General features: G+C 67.4%; 17 protein-coding genes. 10 read left to right on the top strand and 7 right to left on the bottom strand.

All coding sequences use genetic code 11. From position 1 onward, the window contains the following. Window positions 1-96: 96 nt before the first annotated feature. From BKA03_RS04625 to BKA03_RS04605, 7 genes are all read left to right on the top strand, one after another. Complete coding sequence (locus tag BKA03_RS04625; RefSeq protein WP_062076075.1) at window positions 97-441, top strand: hypothetical protein; 345 nt, start codon at window positions 97-99, stop codon at window positions 439-441. A gap of 94 nt (window positions 442-535) precedes the next feature. Next, a complete protein-coding gene (locus BKA03_RS04620; RefSeq protein WP_062076074.1) occupies window positions 536-1225 on the top strand; it encodes an NADPH-dependent F420 reductase in 690 nt (229 codons plus the stop codon). A gap of 141 nt (window positions 1226-1366) precedes the next feature. Then, a complete protein-coding gene (locus BKA03_RS15210; protein WP_257020107.1) occupies window positions 1367-1495 on the top strand; it encodes a hypothetical protein in 129 nt (42 codons plus the stop codon). Window positions 1496-1715: 220 nt separating this feature from the next. Next, window positions 1716-1844, top strand: coding sequence for a hypothetical protein (locus BKA03_RS15205; RefSeq protein WP_257020106.1), 129 nt, complete (start codon window positions 1716-1718; stop codon window positions 1842-1844). A gap of 192 nt (window positions 1845-2036) precedes the next feature. After that, window positions 2037-4763, top strand: coding sequence for a DEAD/DEAH box helicase (locus tag BKA03_RS04615; RefSeq protein WP_062076073.1), 2727 nt, complete (start codon window positions 2037-2039; stop codon window positions 4761-4763). 100 nt (window positions 4764-4863) lie between these two features. After that, the gene (gene pgi / locus BKA03_RS04610; protein ID WP_062076072.1) at window positions 4864-6543 is read left to right on the top strand and encodes a glucose-6-phosphate isomerase; all 1680 of its coding nucleotides are present in this window, start codon (window positions 4864-4866) and stop codon (window positions 6541-6543) included. A gap of 221 nt (window positions 6544-6764) precedes the next feature. After that, on the top strand, window positions 6765-7571 hold the full coding sequence (locus BKA03_RS04605) for an inositol monophosphatase family protein (protein WP_062076102.1): 807 nt from the start codon (window positions 6765-6767) through the stop codon (window positions 7569-7571). Between the two features lie 105 nt (window positions 7572-7676). Here the strand turns inward: BKA03_RS04605 and BKA03_RS04600 are convergent, their stop codons facing one another. The 3 genes from BKA03_RS04600 to BKA03_RS04590 form a co-directional block, all read right to left on the bottom strand. Further along, window positions 7677-8108, bottom strand: a complete 432-nt coding sequence (locus BKA03_RS04600) for a DUF6912 family protein (RefSeq protein ID WP_062076071.1) — start codon at window positions 8106-8108, stop codon at window positions 7677-7679. A gap of 93 nt (window positions 8109-8201) precedes the next feature. Continuing rightward, window positions 8202-9443: a CpaE/TadZ family protein gene (locus BKA03_RS04595; protein WP_062076070.1), complete on the bottom strand. Its 1242-nt coding sequence runs from the start codon at window positions 9441-9443 to the stop codon at window positions 8202-8204. Continuing rightward, the gene (locus BKA03_RS04590) at window positions 9440-10057 is read right to left on the bottom strand and encodes a hypothetical protein (protein WP_062076069.1); all 618 of its coding nucleotides are present in this window, start codon (window positions 10055-10057) and stop codon (window positions 9440-9442) included. Before BKA03_RS04590 ends, BKA03_RS04595 begins: the two co-directional genes overlap by 4 nt. Window positions 10058-10163: 106 nt before the next feature. Here BKA03_RS04590 and BKA03_RS04585 point away from each other — a divergent pair, with 106 nt between their 5' ends. Beyond that, the gene (locus BKA03_RS04585) at window positions 10164-10376 is read left to right on the top strand and encodes a helix-turn-helix domain-containing protein (RefSeq protein WP_062076068.1); all 213 of its coding nucleotides are present in this window, start codon (window positions 10164-10166) and stop codon (window positions 10374-10376) included. Window positions 10377-10439: 63 nt separating this feature from the next. Here BKA03_RS04585 and BKA03_RS04580 read toward each other — a convergent pair whose 3' ends face one another. Continuing rightward, complete coding sequence (locus tag BKA03_RS04580; protein WP_062076067.1) at window positions 10440-10952, bottom strand: hypothetical protein; 513 nt, start codon at window positions 10950-10952, stop codon at window positions 10440-10442. 126 nt (window positions 10953-11078) lie between these two features. Here BKA03_RS04580 and BKA03_RS04575 point away from each other — a divergent pair, with 126 nt between their 5' ends. Next, window positions 11079-11771, top strand: coding sequence for a LysM peptidoglycan-binding domain-containing protein (locus tag BKA03_RS04575; protein ID WP_083972042.1), 693 nt, complete (start codon window positions 11079-11081; stop codon window positions 11769-11771). After that, window positions 11768-12274: an Rv3235 family protein gene (locus BKA03_RS04570; RefSeq protein WP_179397702.1), complete on the top strand. Its 507-nt coding sequence runs from the start codon at window positions 11768-11770 to the stop codon at window positions 12272-12274. Before BKA03_RS04575 ends, BKA03_RS04570 begins: the two co-directional genes overlap by 4 nt. A 36-nt stretch (window positions 12275-12310) precedes the next feature. On the opposite strand, the gene secA is transcribed toward BKA03_RS04570, so the two are convergent. The 3 genes from secA to BKA03_RS04555 all read right to left on the bottom strand — a co-directional run bounded on the left by secA (window position 12311) and on the right by BKA03_RS04555 (window position 17060). Continuing rightward, window positions 12311-15178 (bottom strand): preprotein translocase subunit SecA, encoded by a 2868-nt coding sequence (gene secA / locus BKA03_RS04565; RefSeq protein WP_062074685.1) that lies wholly within the window; start codon window positions 15176-15178, stop codon window positions 12311-12313. Window positions 15179-15509: 331 nt separating this feature from the next. Beyond that, window positions 15510-16166 carry a ribosome hibernation-promoting factor, HPF/YfiA family gene (gene hpf / locus BKA03_RS04560; protein WP_062074443.1) on the bottom strand — a complete coding sequence of 219 codons (657 nt, stop codon included), beginning with the start codon at window positions 16164-16166 and terminating at the stop codon, window positions 15510-15512. A gap of 126 nt (window positions 16167-16292) precedes the next feature. Beyond that, window positions 16293-17060, bottom strand: a complete 768-nt coding sequence (locus tag BKA03_RS04555) for a ComF family protein (protein WP_062074444.1) — start codon at window positions 17058-17060, stop codon at window positions 16293-16295. Window positions 17061-17112: the final 52 nt, after the last annotated feature.

Here is a 17112-nt window from a genome sequence, read left to right as displayed (position 1 = left end):
CCTGACAATGGCCCCGGCTGCCGCGAGGGGTCCGTGCTACGGTGAAAATCCGTCCGGTGTGCGGCCATCGCATGCCGCGTTCGAAGGGGGCCTTCCATGCATCCGGTTGCCGTCAAGTGCATCAGATGGGCCGTGGGGCTCTTTGTCTTAGGCGCGCTCACCAGCACCTACGGGTCCGACGTCTATTACAGACTCTCGGAGTACGCCGGCATCAACGCGAGCGCCGGGTTGACTGTCATCAGCGTCGTCGTCACCCTCATGCAGTGGACCTTGATGCCCCTGGGAGCATCTCTGGTTGGAGCGGCGGTGGTGATCCAGACGCTCGCGCCACACCTGCGCGAGGTCGAAGACGGCGAGGGCGAGGACAGCGGGGGAACAGTCGGCGAGGGCGAGGACAGCGGGGGAACAGTCGGCGAGCTCGAGGGCAGCGAGCACATCTAGCCCCCTCTCCCCCACGGAAGTGGGTCACCAGGTACCCGGTGAGGCCCAGTGGGCCCCGCCAGTGGGTCATCAGGTACCCGCCTACCATCAAGACATGAGCGTTCTCGGCATACTCGGCGCAGGGCGCGTGGGAATGGCCCTGGCGCGTCTGGCTCGCAACGCCGACCTAGAGGTGCTGATCGCGGGTTCCGGGGATCCGGCGTCCCTCGCGGATGGCATCGCAGCGGAGTCCCCCGGCGCAGTGGCCGTCACCGCCGAGGAGGCCGCCCGTAGCGCCTACATCGTCATCCTGGCGATCCCCTTGGGCAAGTACCGGACGCTCCCCGCCACTGCCCTCGCGGGAAAGCTCGTGATTGATGCCATGAATTACTGGTGGGAACTCGACGGCGTCCGGCCCGAGTTTTCGGACCCACAAACATCCACATCGGAGACTTTGCAGAAATTTCTTGTGGATTCGCGCTTGGCGAAAACATTTAATCACGCGAGCGTGTGGGAGCTCGAGAATTTGGCTCGCCCGGCGGGCCACCCTGAGCGCCGCGCTCTGGCAGTCGCCGCCGACCAACAGGAGGACATGGCCCAAGCATCGCACCTGGTAGATGCCATGGGCTTCGACCCGGTGCCCGCCGGCCCGCTCGCGAACGGCGTGATGCTCGAACCCGGCGCGGAGGCCTTCGGAGCCGATGCATCGGCCGCGGAAATGAGGACAATGCTGAACCGGTTCTGGACCTCTCAGAGGGGCCTTGTGGTGGCAAGAAACCGTGACATGCCACCCGCAGGGTGCTAATCTGTTACCTGTAACTCGTTATGGCAATGTCGACATCGACGCAAAGCCATGGCGAGTTTTTTTGTTCCCAACGTGGGGCCCCGGTAGCCCGGACTCCACGTTCAGGCTCCCGGTGCACCACACCAGCACAAGGAGAGTCACATGATCACCAAGTTCCTGTCAGCGTTTACCACCACGAGTCGCGACAACGGCTTCTCGCACCTCCCGCAGGCGATCCAAGACGAGATCCACGCCGCCAACGAGGCGACCTCCGTCTACGACATCCGCTAGTCCACCGCGCCCGGGGGCGTGACGATGCTGGAATGCGTCGGCGGTCCCCACCGTTGAGACTGGCGTAAGTGCAGTCTCTTTTCCACCCACTCGCTATGGCAACGTCGCTTTCCGCGGCAGCCATGGCGAGTTTTTTGTCCCAACGTGGGGCCCCGGTAGCCCGGCCTCCACGTGCAGGCTCCCGGTGCACCACACCAGCACCAACACGAAGGAGAGCCCCATGATCACCAAGTTCCTGTCCTCGTTCGCACGTAGGAGCAGCACCAACGCCTACGCCAGCCTCCCCGAGCAGATTCAGGCCGAGATCCAGGCCGCCAACGAGGCGACCTCCGTCTACGACATCCGCTAGCCCGTGCCGCCGCCCATAGCCGCGGAACGGCCGCACGCGAAACCCCGTTGATGCCCAGGCATCGGCGGGGTTTCGTGCATCTGCGCCCGGCAACGTCGTTGCTACCGGTGGTCGCGCGGCGGACGTGCGGGCGGGACAATGGCACCAATGACTTCGACACCGACGACCTCGACACCGACGACCTCGACTCGGATGACTCCCACCACCGCGCCCCTGCTGGACCTCCTGCCCGACACCGCTGCCGGCGCCAGCCCCGATCCTGACGCCCTCTACGAGGCGTTTTCCGGCTGGGCTGCGGACCAGGGCCTGGCGCTGTACCCACATCAGGACGAGGCTCTCATCGAGATCGTCTCCGGCGCGCACGTGATCCTCGCGACGCCCACGGGCTCCGGGAAGTCACTCGTGGCGACGGGCGCGCACTTCGCCGCCCTGGCGGCGCATCGGGCGGGCACGGGCGGCCGTACGTATTACACGGCGCCGCTCAAGGCGCTCGTGAGCGAGAAGTTCTTTGCGCTGATCGAGCTGTTCGGCACGGCAAATGTGGGCCTCATGACGGGCGACTCGGCTGTAAACGCCGATGCCCCGATCATCTGCTGCACCGCGGAGATCCTGGCGAACCTGGCGCTGCGCGATGGCGCCGCGACCGACGCCTCGCTCGTGGTGATGGACGAGTTCCACTTCTATGCGGATCCGCAGCGCGGGTGGGCGTGGCAGGTGCCGCTGCTTGAGCTGCCGAACGCACAGTTCGTGCTCATGTCGGCCACGCTTGGCGATACCGATTGGTTGGTGGAGGATCTCCAGCGTCGCGGCACCCGCGCCATCGCCCAGGTCACTACTGCCGAGCGGCCCGTGCCGCTGACCTTCGAGTACGTCGTCGAGCCGCTGCCCGAGGTGATCGAGCGGCTGGTCCAGACCGGGCACGCCCCCGTGTACGTCGTGCACTTCACCCAGAAGGACGCCGTGGAGCGAGCGCAGGCGCTGCTCAGCACCAAGGTCGCATCCAAGGAGGAGCGGGTGCGCATCGCCGATGCTCTTGGCGACACCCGCTTTGGCACCGGCTTTGGCAAGACGCTCAGCAAGTTTTTGCGCGCAGGCATCGGCGTCCATCACGCAGGAATGCTGCCCAAGTACCGGCGCATCGTGGAGGTCCTCACCCAGCAGGGGCTCCTCAAGGTGGTGTGTGGCACGGACACGCTGGGCGTTGGCATCAACGTCCCGATCCGCACAGTGCTGTTCACGTCTCTCGTCAAGTACGACGGCGAGCGCATGCGTCACCTCAGCGCGCGCGAGTTCCACCAGATCGCGGGCCGCGCGGGGCGGGCGGGCTTTGACACCGAGGGCGACGTGATTGTCATGGCGCCCGAGCACGTCATCGCGAATCGCAAGAATCTCGCCAACGCGGGCGACGATGCGAAGAAGCGCAAGAAGATCGTGCGCAAGAGCGCTCCCGCGGGCGCAGTGAACTGGACCGATGCGACGTTCGAGCGCTTGCGGGACGCGCCCCCCGAGGCGCTCGTCAGTCGCTTCGCGGTGACCCACGCGATGGTGCTCAACGTCCTGTCGCGCGGCATCGCGAACCCGTGGCTGGACCGCGAGGCTCAGGACCCCGTGCTCGCGATGCGCGACCTACTCGCGGCCGTGCACGACACCCCCGCCCAGAAATCCGCGCACGTGCGCCAGGCGCTCAGGATCGCGAGGTCGCTGCGCATCGCCGGCGTCGTCGAGCGCATCAGGGTGCCCGATGCGACCCACCCCCGCGGCGAGCGCCCCTCATTGCGCCTCACGGTCGATGTGCCGCGTGGCTTCGCGCTCAACCAGCCCCTATCCCCGTTCGCGCTGGCCGCGATGGATCTGCTGAACGTCGAGGCGCCCGACCACGCGCTCGACGTGGTCTCCGTGATCGAGTCGACCCTGTCGGACCCGCGCCAGATCCTCATGGCCCAGCAGTATCAGGCGCGAGGCGAGGCCGTGGCCGCGATGAAGTCCGACGGGATCGAGTACGAAGAGCGCCTGGCCCTGCTCGACGAGGTCACGTGGCCGCGGCCGCTGGCCGACCTCCTCGAGCCGGCCTTCCTCGCCTACCGCCGCACCAACCCGTGGCTCCTGGACGCCGAGCTGTCCCCCAAGTCAGTGGTCCGCGACATGCTCGAGAAGGCCATGACGTTTGGCGAACTCGTCTCGGTCTACGGCCTGGAGCGCACCGAGGGCGTGGTGCTGCGCTATCTCGCCGAGGCCTACCGCGCGCTGCGGCAGACCGTCCCTGAGGAGCACCGCACGGAGGAGGTCCTGGCGATCACCACCTGGCTTGGCGAGCTCGTGCGCGCGACCGACTCGTCGCTGCTGGACGAGTGGGAGCGCCTCATGAACCCCGACGCCGTGCTGAGCGACGAGGCGGATCCCGCCGCCGGCGCCCCACCCGCCCCTCTCCGCCCGATGTCGGGCAACCCGACCATGCTGCGCCGACTGGTGCGCAATCTCATGTTCCGCCGCGTGGAGCTCGCCGCACGCGAGAACTACCCCGCCCTTGGCGCGCTCGACGGGTCGGCGGGTTTGAACGGCGCCGGAGGGGACGGCGCGCGGTGGGATGGCAACGCGTGGCGCGAGGCCCTCGATCCCCTGTTCGAGGCGCAAGGCGACCACGCCATCGGCATCGGCCCCGATGCGCGCTCGGCCGCGCTCGTGACGTTCGTGGAGCCGGGCGGCGACCATGCGGGGGGCGGCGCGCGTGCGGCCCTCGCGGCCGCTCCTGATGGGGCGCTGACCGACGGCGCGCTGCCGGAGGGTACGTGGCTGGTGCGACAGGTGCTCGACGACCCAGCGGGCGACCACGACTGGGCGATCGTCGCCGCGGTGGACCTCGACGCCTCCGACGAGGCGGGCGCCCCAGTGCTCACGGTCCTGCACGTGGGCCCTCAGTAGAGAGCTGGCTCGACCTACGGGCTCGGCCCGGCTTGTCTTGCGGGATCTTGTTGCGGAGGTCCCGCACATCGGGCCCCCAAAAGCGCCTAGCCTGGTAACCGTGAATGCACCTATCGATCCCACCTCCACGGCCGCCTGGGCCGAGCTTGAGGCCCACAAGTCCGCCTTCGCTCCCGACCTGCGTGGCTGGTTCGCCGCCGACGCCGGCCGCGTGGAGCGCATGAGCCTGACCTTGGGCGACCTCCACGTCGACCTGTCGAAGAACCTCGTGACCGACGAGATCCTGTCGTCCCTCGTACGCCTGGCAGAGCAGACGGGTGTGGCCGAGCGCTACGCCGCGATGCTCGCGGGCGAACACATCAACACGACCGAGGACCGCGCCGTGCTGCACACCGCACTGCGCCGCCCCGCGGGCACCTCCCCCGCCTTGGTCGTCGACGGCCAGGACATTGACGCCGACGTGCAGGCCGTGCTTGGCAAGATCACCGCCTTCGCCGACCGCGTCCGCTCCGGCGACTGGAAGGGCGTCACCGGCAAGAAGGTGACGCACATCGTCAACATCGGCATCGGCGGCTCGGACCTGGGCCCCGTGATGGTCTACGAGGCGCTCAAGCCGTACGCGACCGCGGGCATCACCGCGCGCTTCGTGTCCAACATCGACCCCACCGACATGGCGCAGAAGACCGCGGACCTCGACCCCGAGACCACGCTATTCATCGTCGCGTCCAAGACCTTCACCACGCTCGAGACCCTCACCAACGCTCGCCTCGCCCGCGACTGGTTGTGGGACTCGCTGGCGGCCGCGGGCACCATTTCCGGCGACGACGCTTCCAGGGCCGACGCCGTGGCGCACCACTTCATCGCCGTCTCCACCGCGCTCGACAAGGTTGCGGCCTTCGGCATCGACACGGCCAACGCGTTTGGCTTCTGGGACTGGGTGGGCGGTCGCTACTCGGTCGACTCGGCCATCGGCACGTCGCTCGCGATCGCGCTGGGCCCGGACGTCTTCCGCGAGCTCCTCGCGGGCTTCCACACCGTTGACCGCCACGTCGCGGAGACACCGCTCGCCGAGAACGTGCCCGTCCTCATGGGACTGCTCAACGTCTGGTATGTCAACTTCCTTGGCTCGCAGTCGCACGCCGTACTCCCGTACGCGCAGCAGCTGCACCGCTTTGCTGCCTATTTGCAGCAGCTCACGATGGAGTCAAACGGCAAGTCGGTGCGCTGGGACGGCACTCCCGTCACCACCGAGACGGGCGAAATCTTCTGGGGCGAGCCTGGAACCAACGGCCAGCACGCGTTCTACCAGCTCATTCACCAGGGCACACGCCTCATCCCCGCCGACTTCATCGCGGTGGCCAACCCGGCGTACCCGCTCAAGGATGGCGAGCAGGACGTGCACAACCTATTCCTCGCCAACTTCCTGGCGCAGACCAAGGCCCTCGCGTTCGGTAAGACCGCCGCCGAGGTCGAGGCCGAGGGCACCACGGGCGCCCTGGTCGCGGCCCGCACTTTCGCGGGCAACCGTCCGACGACGTCGATCTTCGCCCCAGCCCTGACCCCGGCCGTGCTCGGTCAGCTGATCGCACTGTACGAACACATCACGTTCACGCAGGGCGTCATCTGGGGCATCAACTCGTTCGACCAGTGGGGCGTGGAGCTCGGCAAGCAGCTGGCCCTGCAGATCGCTCCCGCCGTCGAGGGCGACGACGCCGCACTCGCCGCGCAGGACGCCTCGACCCAGGCGCTCATCGCGTACTACAAGGCGAACCGCAAGTAGTTCCGTTCATTGCGAAAGGGGCTGGGCGCTCAGCGCGCCTGGCCCCTCTTGTCGTCTCCGGATGCGGCCGACGCTTGGGTTGCGCCTCTAGGTCGCCTCGACGCATTCCGTGATGAGGCTTGGCCCTGGGCGTCGCAGCGACTCCCATCAAAGCCACCATTTGTGTCGTTGTCGCCCGACGCGCCAACTCGACTGCGACCCCAACCACTACCCTTGGCACCATGTCCTACAAAGACGATCTCGCCCTTGCCCTGAGCCTCGCCGACGCTGTGGACGCGCTCACCATCGCGGGATCGCTCGGCGACTTCGCCGTCGAGTTCAAGGCCGACGACACCCCCGTCACCGCGATCGATCGCGCCGCCGAGGAACTCATCAGGGACCGCCTGCTGGCGGAGCGCCCGGCCGACACCATCGTCGGCGAAGAATTTGGCGTCACCACCGGCACAGAGAAGCTGAACTCCCCACGCCGCTGGGTCATCGACCCCATCGACGGCACCAAGAACTTCGTACGCGGCGTCCCGGCATGGGCGACACTCATCGGCCTGATCGTCGACGACGTCGCCGTGGTGGGCGTGGTGAGCGCACCCGCCCTCGGCCGCCGCTGGTACGCGGCCCAAGGCTCGGGCGCGTGGACCGTCACGACCATGCCCGGCCACCCGCAGGAGCCGCGCCGCATCTCCGTCTCGGGCACCTCGGACCTCGCCGATGCCTTCGTCTCCATCAGCTCGCTCATCGGCTGGGAGAACAGGGACCTGCTCGAGCCGCTGCTGGATTTGACGCGCGCCACCGCCAGGACCAGGGCGTTCGGTGACTTCTGGAGCTACATGCTGGTGGCCGAGGGAGCCGTCGACATCGCTTGCGAGCCGGAGCTCGCCCTCCATGACATGACCGCGTTGGTTCCGATCGTCACCGAGGCGGGCGGGATGTTCACCTCACTCGGCGGCACCCCTGGGCCCTTCGGCGGCGACGCGTTGGCGACGAACGGGATCCTTCACGACAAGGTCCTGAGCATCCTCGCGCCTCGCTAGCCCCCGCCCGCCGCAAGTGGGTCACCACGTACCCGGTGGCGGGCTCTCTGCGCCGCAGTGGGTCACCACGTACCCGGCACCACGTGCCCGGCACCACATGGCCAGCTAGTTCCCCAGCACCTCGGCCAGGTCATACCAGAGCAGCGTGCGGTCGGCCAGGCGCTCGAGCGCGGCCTCATCGCCTCCGCGCGCCGCTGCCACATCGCCGGCCGCATCGTCCTCATCGAGGAACACGCAAGCGACCGACGCCGGCGACAACTTGCCGTTGATCCGCACGGCCCCGGGATGCACCTTGGGGTCGACCACCGCGTCGGCCCTGGAGACGTCTGCGGCAATCACCGCGCGCAACCGGGAACCCAACTCGAGGCCAGACTCCATGGCGGCGGCATCGATCGCGGCCTCCGCGAGCTCGTCCTCGTCAAGGGCGTCGGAGGCATCGCGCCAGGCCTCCGTCACCGCGAAGGCAAACTCGGGCTCCCACTGGCCCGAGGTCTGGAGGGCCAAGTCATCGACAGTTGCTGGAATGTAGACCCTCATGACCCCAGTGTCACCCGGAGGCGGCTAAGAGCGCGCGGCGGCGCGCGGGACCGTCCCGACTGTCTACCCGAGCGCCGGCTATCCGAGCGCGGGCTACCTCGACACCGGCGCCGAGGCAGCGTGGGCGGGCGCCATCGCCCTCGCGGCAAGCGCGACCGCCTGCATCCCCCTCCGAGCCGCAGACCGCGGAGCGCGCTCGCCAAGCGCCTGGCCCGCCAGCGCCGCGGCATCGCAGGCGCGTGGATCCCAGCCGACCGTCCACACCTTCTGGACCCCGCTGTAGCGAAGCAAGGCATCGGCCACCGCCTCGCGCGGTCGCACGCCCGCAACGGACGGTCGCACCCTGTTCACCACCACGAGCCGCGGCGTGGTCGCCTCCGGCACCACCGCCTCGAGCGCGGCGAGCCCGTGCACCAGTCGCTGCAGGCCAACGGGCTCCGCAGACCCAATGGCCACCACGACGTCGGCGGCGGCCAGGGCGGAGAGCGCCGCGCCGTTCCGCTGCGGCGCACGGGTGTCGTACTGCAGTTCCTCATCCGACTCGAGCGGCGAGGCGCAATCGATGATCGTCACCGCCGCGTGTCTCCTCAACAGCTCCCACACGGGCTCGAGCGCGGACGGGGAGAGCTCCGGCCAACGATCCGGCCTGGTAATCCCGGACAAGACCCGCAGCCCCGGTGACACTGACAGCGCATGCCGCGCGACCGTCTCATCGGTGAGGGTGCCATGCAGCGACGCGCGCGCAAGGGCCGCGATCCCCGGGGCCTCGTCCAGCAGGCCAAAGGTCTGAGCGATTGCGCCGCCGTACGTGTCGACGTCGACGAGAATCACGGACTCCCGTTGAGCGAGGTCGTAGGCCATCGCCGCCGCGAGCGTGGTCCTTCCGGGGGCCCCTGCGGGGCCCCACACCGCGATCACGGCCCCACGCGTCACGGGAGCTAGGGTGGGGATTTGCGCGGCCGATGCCGCCGCGAGGTCCCTGTCTGGCACGCGCCGCGCCGCGCCGGTCACCACGGCGGCAAGAGCGGCGGCATCCGCATCGGCCGAAATCAAGTCCCTGATGCCGAGGCCGCGCAAGTGGTCCGCCGCGTCGGCGGCCGACGGGACGCCCACCACGACCACTCCCACCGCGGCAAACTCCGCGACCGTCCCACGGTGCAGATGAGGCTGCTCCGAGACGAGCACCACCGCGCCCAACCCCGCGTGAGCGGCGGCGAGAGCCTCGCTCAGGTCGGCGCAGCGGCGCGCGACCTGCAGCCCGGGAGCCGCACCGACGATCGCCGCGATCGCGGATTCCCGCGCACCACGGACCGCAATGAGAACGGGGATGCTCACGCGCCGCCGCCAGCGAGGCCCACCACGGAGATCCCGCCGCCCGACGCGAGCGCGTCCAACAAGTCCTCGATGCCCCCCGGGGGGACCACCACATAGACGGTCTCGATCGTTGCCCCTGAGAACGACCCTCCGCCATGCTCAACCGCTTCCACGGTGAGCCCGCGCGCGACCACGCTCGTCTTGGGTGCGGCGCCGTCGCTCGTGAGGTAGACATCGACGACCGAGCCGGCGTCAATCCCGTCCGCAAGGGGAAGCGAGGTGCGCACCGCAATGGTCCGCGCATCGAAGTCATCCGCCGCGGCCAGGGCCGCAGAGGGCAGCAATTCGCCCTTCCCTACGACGCGAGTCACGACCTTTCCCCACGGCTCCTCCCCCGCCGCAACGTAGTCGCCGCCATCGAGGCGCACCCGGACCACCCGGACGTCGTCGCGAGTGACGACCGAGCCTGGAGTCAGTGTCGAGCGCACCGCGAAATACGGGGAGGTCTCGTCTGCGGATCTCACGACGGCCGTCACCGCCGTCACCGAAATCGCCATCAACAACAGCCCTATCAGGAGGCGCGGATCACGCCACCCCGGCCTTCTCAGCCTGCCCGCCACCGGTGCGTCGACCATGTGAATCCCCCTCTCAACGTGCCTGACATCTTGCCGGATCACGCCCTACGCGCCAAGTGGGTGTGGATAACTCACCCCTGTCGTCTCCCAATGACACAATGGGTGCATGGCGCCGCGCTTCCTCACCTTGCCCGATGTTCAAGAAGTTCTCAACATTTCGTCACCCCAGGCGTACGCCCTCGTGCGTTCCGGCGAACTCCCCGCGATCCAAGTCGGGGGCAGGGGCCAGTGGCGAGTCGAGGCCGTCGAACTCGAAAACTACATCGCGCGGCAATACCAGGCCACTCGCGACAAGATCCAGGCGGGCAGCTCCGAATAACCGCATGTCGGGCTAACCCGCAGCGCACATTAGCCAGCAGCGCGCACTAGTTGGCAGCGCGCACTAACCCGCAGCGCGCACCCTGGTGATTGCCGCCATCGGCACTGCGACCGATGCACCTACGGTCGTCGACACCTCGATGAAGTCCGCGCCCACCACTCCCACGAGACCAGCCGTCGAACCAGCAACCGTGTCCACGATGACTCTTGCGCGGTCGCGCGCGAGCGCCCGGAGAGCATGGCCGATGCCTAGCCGCTTTTCGACCTCGGTCAGCTCCGTCGTTCTCGGGGGCAGCCCCGACACCAAGGCGATCGCGCGGACTGGAACAAGCGTCTGCGGACCCGTCGCCCCCAGCAGCAGCCACTGCGCCGCCGCGTCGACAAGCACGCCCCTCACCGTCTCGCCGTCGGTCAACGTGAGCCCGATCGTCCGGCCCTTCGCGCTCACCAACCGGGCCGCGAGCTCGATGCCCGCCCTCTCGGACCTCGTGAGGTCCTGAACCTCCGTTTGGAACTGGGCGCGCTCGGCCGCGCTCATCTGAGCTTCGAGGTCCGCAAAGAGGTCATTCCAGCGCATCACACCACGCTACGGGACCTTTTCTCCACACCCGAGAGCGGCACGCCTCGACAACCAAAGCCCTTTCGTGTATATCTATCTTCATCAAACAGCATCAAATAACGCTTAATGGTCTGAGGAGGGGAAATGAGGAGCATCGGGAGGGCAGTGGCCCTGGTTGCCGTGGGGGGTATGCCCGCGATCGCCTACGTACTGGGGCGGGTCGCCGTGGTGATGTGGGAGGGGATGCATCCCGCGTATGTTGCCGATGCTGGGGTCGCGCTCGAGGACGGCCTGACGCTTCTCGCGGCGGCCGTCGGCGCCACCATCGCCGCGTACCTGGCGCTCACCGGCTACGCAATGCTCCTCGGTGCCGTGTGGCGGGGTGGGCGCGCGATTCCCAGGGCGCTCACCGCCTTCTCCCCCCAGGGATGGACCAAGGTGACCGCGACCGCACTCGGACTGAGCATGTCGGCGGGACTCGCCGCGCCAGCGCTCGCCGCAGACGGAGGCTCAACGCAAGGCACGTCTGCGGGATGGGTAGCGGCGCCGGTTTCCGTGGTGGCCGACCCTGCGCCCGCGTCCCTCGCCGTCGGCTGGGTCGAGGCGGACGCTGCGTCGAAAGAGACCTCCGCACAGGCGTCGAGCACTCACATCGTTCAACCAGGCGAATCGTTGTGGCGCATCACGGAGGCCCTCCTTGGGGCCGAGGCAAGCGCGGCCCAGATCGCTGCGGCGTGGCCGGAACTCTACGAGGCGAACCGCGGCTCGATCGGCGACAATCCGTCGCTCATCCAACCGGGCACCGCACTGCTAGTCCCCGCAGGACTCGGCTCATGACCGCCGTGGCGGTCGCGGCCCCTCTCTACGCCCCCGCCCCCCAAGCCCCTGCCCCGCAAGCCCCTGCCCCGCAAGCCCCCGCCCCCCAAGACCTTGCGCCCTACTCCCGCGCGCACGCGCCGCTGACGCCGGTTGCACCTCAGCGCGCGATCCCTGCGGCCTACGTCAAGCGAGGCCCCCTGGGCGACCCCACCCCCCTGGTGTGCACCGTGGCGAAAGCCGCCCTCGATATTGCCTTGGGTGCGAACGGGATCGATCGCCTCGCACGATGGATCACGCCCACCCTGCGCACCACGCTCTTGCGGCAACAGTCCCTTTCACGCAGGGCCAAATACACCGCGCGCGGCCAGGTCTCCGTCGCGAGAGTGCGCCTCTGCAGGGTCAGCGCCACGGCGGTCGAGGCCGCCGTGGTCGCCACAGAGGGAGATGTCGCTCACGCCTTGGCCATGCGCCTCGAGGCAGTGTCGGGACGATGGCTCGTCACCGCGCTCGACGTCGGCTGACGTCGACCTCGGCTAACTAGGCAGTTCGCGAGAGACTCAGTCCTCGTTCTTGCCGTGACAGGCCTTGTACTTCTTGCCAGACCCACACGGGCACGGAGCGTTCTTGGCGGTGCCAGGGAAGGTGCGACCGTCGGCATCGGCCTTCGCGGCGCCCGCCTTGGCCGTCACAGCCTTGCCCGAGCCGTCATCCGAGGGCCCCGAGTATGTGAGCGCACCCATCGACGACCTGACCGCACCGCCACCGGTGGCGGTGCCCGCACCAAAAGTGCTTCGACCCGCAGACCCAGCCTGGCGCGTCACGGGTGCCATCGGCTTCTCTCCGGAAGCCGCGGGCGCATCCGCGGCGTTGCGGGCTTTGGACGCAGTCGCTGCAGCGGCAGTCGCGTCAAGAACGGGCGGGGGGGTCGTCTCGCGCTTTTCCACACGGAAGAGAACCTGAAGCGCCTGCTCCTTGACCGCGTCGGCCATCGCGCCGAACATCTGGTGTGCCTCGCGCTGGTACTCGATCAACGGGTCACGCTGACCCATAGCGCGCAGACCGATTCCCTCCTTGAGATAGTCCATCTCATAGAGGTGCTCGCGCCACTTCTGGTCGATCACCTGCAGCAACACCTGACGCTCCACCTGGCGCATGAGGTCCACGCCGATGCGTTCCTCGACGGCCTCGTAAGCGACACGTGCGTCAGCGGTGAGCTCGCGCACCAGGAACGGCTGAGTGAAGTACCGCACCCCACCCGCCTCCTCGATCAGCTCTTCCGGGGTGAGCGACACGGGATAGACGGAACGCAGGTCCTTCCACATCGCATCCATATCCCAGTCATCGGGCGTGCCCACCGCCGTCGAAGACGTGACCGAATTGCCGACGACATCGTCAACAAAGTCGCGCACCTGATCGCGGAGATTTTCGCCATTGAGGATGCGCCGACGCTCGCCGTAGATAATCGTGCGCTGCGACGAGGCGACATCGTCGTACTTGAGAATGTTCTTGCGGATCTCGGCGTTGCGGCCCTCGATCTGCGCCTGCGCGCTTCGCACACCGCGCGAAAGCATCCGGGACTCGATCGGCAGGTCATCCGGCAACGCGGCGGAGTTCATCATGGTCGCCGCGAGGCCCGACTGGAACATCCGCATCAGGTCATCTTCGAGAGACAGATAGAACCGTGACTCACCGGGGTCTCCCTGGCGACCCGAGCGTCCACGCAACTGATTGTCGATGCGTCGCGACTCGTGGCGCTCACTACCCAACACGTAGAGCCCGCCCGCAGCGAGAACCTCCTCGTGCTCCGCGGCAACTTCCGCCTTGGCCTTCTCGAAGACCGACGCCCACTCCCGCTCGTAGTCCTCGGGGTGGTCATGCGGGTCGATGCCCCGCTTGTGCATCTCTTCGACGGCCCTGAACTCAGGGTTTCCGCCGAGCATGATGTCGGTGCCACGGCCAGCCATGTTCGTGGCAACCGTCACGGCGCCCTTACGCCCGGCCTCCGCAACGACCGCGGCCTCGGTCGCGTGGTGCTTGGCGTTGAGGACGTTGTGAGGGATGCCGTGCTTGCGCAATTCCTTACCGAGCGCCTCCGACTTCTCGACGGAGACCGTACCGATCAAGATGGGCTGGCCAATCTTGTGGCGGACAAGAATGTCCTCAACGATGGCGTTGAACTTGGCCTGCTCCGACTTGAAGAGCAGATCCGACTCGTCGGCACGAATCATCGGCTTGTGCGTGGGGATGGGCAGGACAACCATCCCGTACGTCGAACTCAGTTCGGCGGCCTCGGTCTGAGCCGTACCCGTCATTCCCGCCAGCTTGTCGTACTGGCGGAAGTAGTTCTGCAGGGTGATCGTGGCGTACGTCTGGTTTTCCGCCTTGATCGCCACGCCCTCCTTGGCCTCAATGGCCTGGTGCAGTCCCTCGGAGTAGCGGCGCCCCGCCAGCATGCGGCCGGTGTGCTCGTCGACGATGTGCACCTCGCCGCCTTGGACCACGTATTCGCGGTCCTTCTTGAAAAGCTCCTTGGCACGGATGGCGTTGTTGAGGAAGCCAATCAGCGGGGTATTCGCGGGGTCGTACAGGTTGTCGATGTTGAGAGCGGCCTCGATCTTGTCGATGCCAGGCTCCAGGATCCCCACCGTGCGCTTGCCTTCTTCAACCTCGTAGTCGACGTCTGGCTGGAAAGTCTTGACCAGGCGTGCGAACTCGACGTACCACGTGAGGTTGTCGCCAGCGGCTGGCCCGGAGATGATGAGCGGCGTCCGCGCCTCGTCGATGAGGATCGAGTCGACCTCGTCAACGATCGCGTAGTTGTACCCGCGGTGCACCAACTGGGTGGGATCCATCGCCATGTTGTCGCGCAGGTGGTCAAAACCGAACTCGTTGTTCGTGCCGTACGTGACGTCCGCCGTGTATTGACGCTTGCGGGTCGCGGGATCCTGGCCACCAATGACACAACCCGTGTCAAGGCCGAGGAAGCGGAACACACGCCCCATAAGTTCGGACTGGTAGGTCGCCAGGTAGTCGTTGACCGTGACGACGTGAACACCCTTGCCCGACAGGGCGTTGAGGTATGCGGGAAGGGTCGCGACAAGCGTCTTTCCCTCGCCGGTCTTCATCTCGGCAATGTTGCCGCTGTGAAGCGCGGCACCACCCATGATCTGGACGTCGAAGTGCCTCAGGCCGAGAGTTCGCTTGGATGCCTCGCGTACAGCGGCGAAAGCTTCCGGCATGAGCGAGTCAAGACTCTCCCCACTCGCGTGCCGCTCCTTGAAGTCGTCAGTAAGCGCGCGCAACTCGTCGTCGGTGAGCTCCGCGTAGACCTCTTCGAGGCCGTTGGTGAGGGTCACGACGCGCTGCAGGCGGCGCATCTGGCGCCCCTCGCCCATGCGGATGATCCGATCAATGACTGCCACGATGCTTGTCCCGCCTTCCTGCGTGGGGCCGCCCACCATCCTAGGCGGTTCGTGGATCGGCTCCGATTCGTCTCGCTCTGGGCGCAACGGCACAGCGTTCACGTCCAAAACGGCTCTCGCCGTGATTCCCACTGGACCGCGCCGTTCACCAAGAACGATCGCGCCCCACACCGCGGTGATCACCGGTTCGAGTAGAGCAACGATCGTATCCACAAAGGAGGTGCGGCCTGCAATCTGGTCAGAAGAGCACCTCCATGACACGCGGTCGTGCCGGCGACCGCCACCGGACACGGCGAAGGCCCGCCCTCCCGGACGGGCCCCGCTCGCGTGACGGTTAGGCGCTTGCCCTCTCCACCTCGGCGGCGACCTGATCAAGCTGGATCACTCCGTAGGTCCAACCGCGCCTGCGGTAAACGGCGCTTGGCATGCCCGAGTCTGAATCGAGAAACAGGAAGAAGTCGTGTCCCACAAGTTCCATCTGGTCGATCGCTTCGGAGATGCTCATGGGTTCCGCGCTGTGCACCTTGGAACGGATCATGATGGGCGTGCCATCGAGCGGAATTTCGCGCACGGACGAGGCTGGCTGCCCGTCCCACGCCTCAACGCTTTCGACTTCTGACGCCGCAGCAGCAGCTTGGGCGGCGGTCATGTCGGCCATCGCAAAGGTCGCCATATCGGCCTTGCCCTGATGACGGTGGGCCCTCCGTTCGTGGAGCTTGCGTAACTGCTCGATGACTCGAATCGTGGCCAGCTCTAGCGCGGCAACCCTGTCTTCGGCCGACGCCTCGGCGCGCACCACTGCGCGGCCATGAAGCGTGATTTCCACACGTTCGGCATCGGTCGAGAGCTTGGGGTTGCGCTCGTGGACCACGTGGACCTCGGCCCTCGTCGCCAGAGGCGCGAGCGCGCTGAGCTTCTCCATCTTGGTGGCGATTCGCCCACGCATGTCGTCGTTGACCTTGGTGTGGCGTCCCACAATGGCGATGTCCATGAGAGGTGCTCCTTCGGAAGTTGCCACGCTATGACGTGGCACAACGGGTGATGATGTCGGCGCCTCTGCGCGCCCTCTGCATCACCCCCTCTTCGCCTCGGAAGGTGCGACGGGAAAGTCGTCTTTTCACGATAGTGCCCCGCGCGTCCTTACGCCAGAAGGTGGTGCGGCGGCGAGGCAGAAACCGGCTCCTACGGTGAGGAATGTCACGTCAAGGGAACGAACCGCGGCCGCAAGAGTTGCACCGGTGGTCATCACGTCGTCTACCAGGAGCACCGTGGCGGGCGGTCCCACATCCCGAGTCACCCGCAGCGATGATGCCTGTCGCCACCTCTGCTTCGCGCTCGCACCCCGCTGCTCCCCCCTGCCGATGCCGAGAACGGGGCGCACGGTCGCATCGACTCCCCCTGCGCGCAGGCCCTGTGCCGCCGCCGAGGCGAGCATCAGCGGCAGGTCGATTCCCCTCGTTCGGGTGCTCGCCGCACGAGCGGGCACGGGAACCACCGCAATCGGCGCACCGGCGTGAACGAGCCCTCGGTCCAATGCGGGTGCGATGTGTGCGGCGGCCCTCCTTGCCGCGTCGGCGAAGAAGCGATCGAGGTCCCTCCTGCCACCGTCCTTCCACGCGACAATCATCGAGTGGCTAGCGCCCGCGAGCTCGGCGATCGCCCAGACGGGGAGTGGCGGCCTACCCTCGATATCAAGTCGCGGGGACAGCGACTCGGACCGGAGCGGCGCCTCCCACCACGCAGACGCACAGTCATCGCACCAGCGCACGTCATGCGCCCCGCAGCCGGGGCACGAGACGGGCACGATCAGGCGCGCGATGTCACGCGCGGCACGCTCCACCGCGCGGATCGGTTCGCCTAGTGTGGCGCGGCCAACCTCAACCATGACCCCACGATGCGCCCTGGGCGCCGCTACCGGCGCCACGCGCGCTGGCGTC

The organism is Demequina lutea (assembly GCF_013409005.1).
GTDB lineage: Bacteria > Actinomycetota > Actinomycetes > Actinomycetales > Demequinaceae > Demequina > Demequina lutea.
Note: the sequence above shows the minus strand (reverse complement) of the source record. Positions and strands in the feature narration are given on the sequence as shown.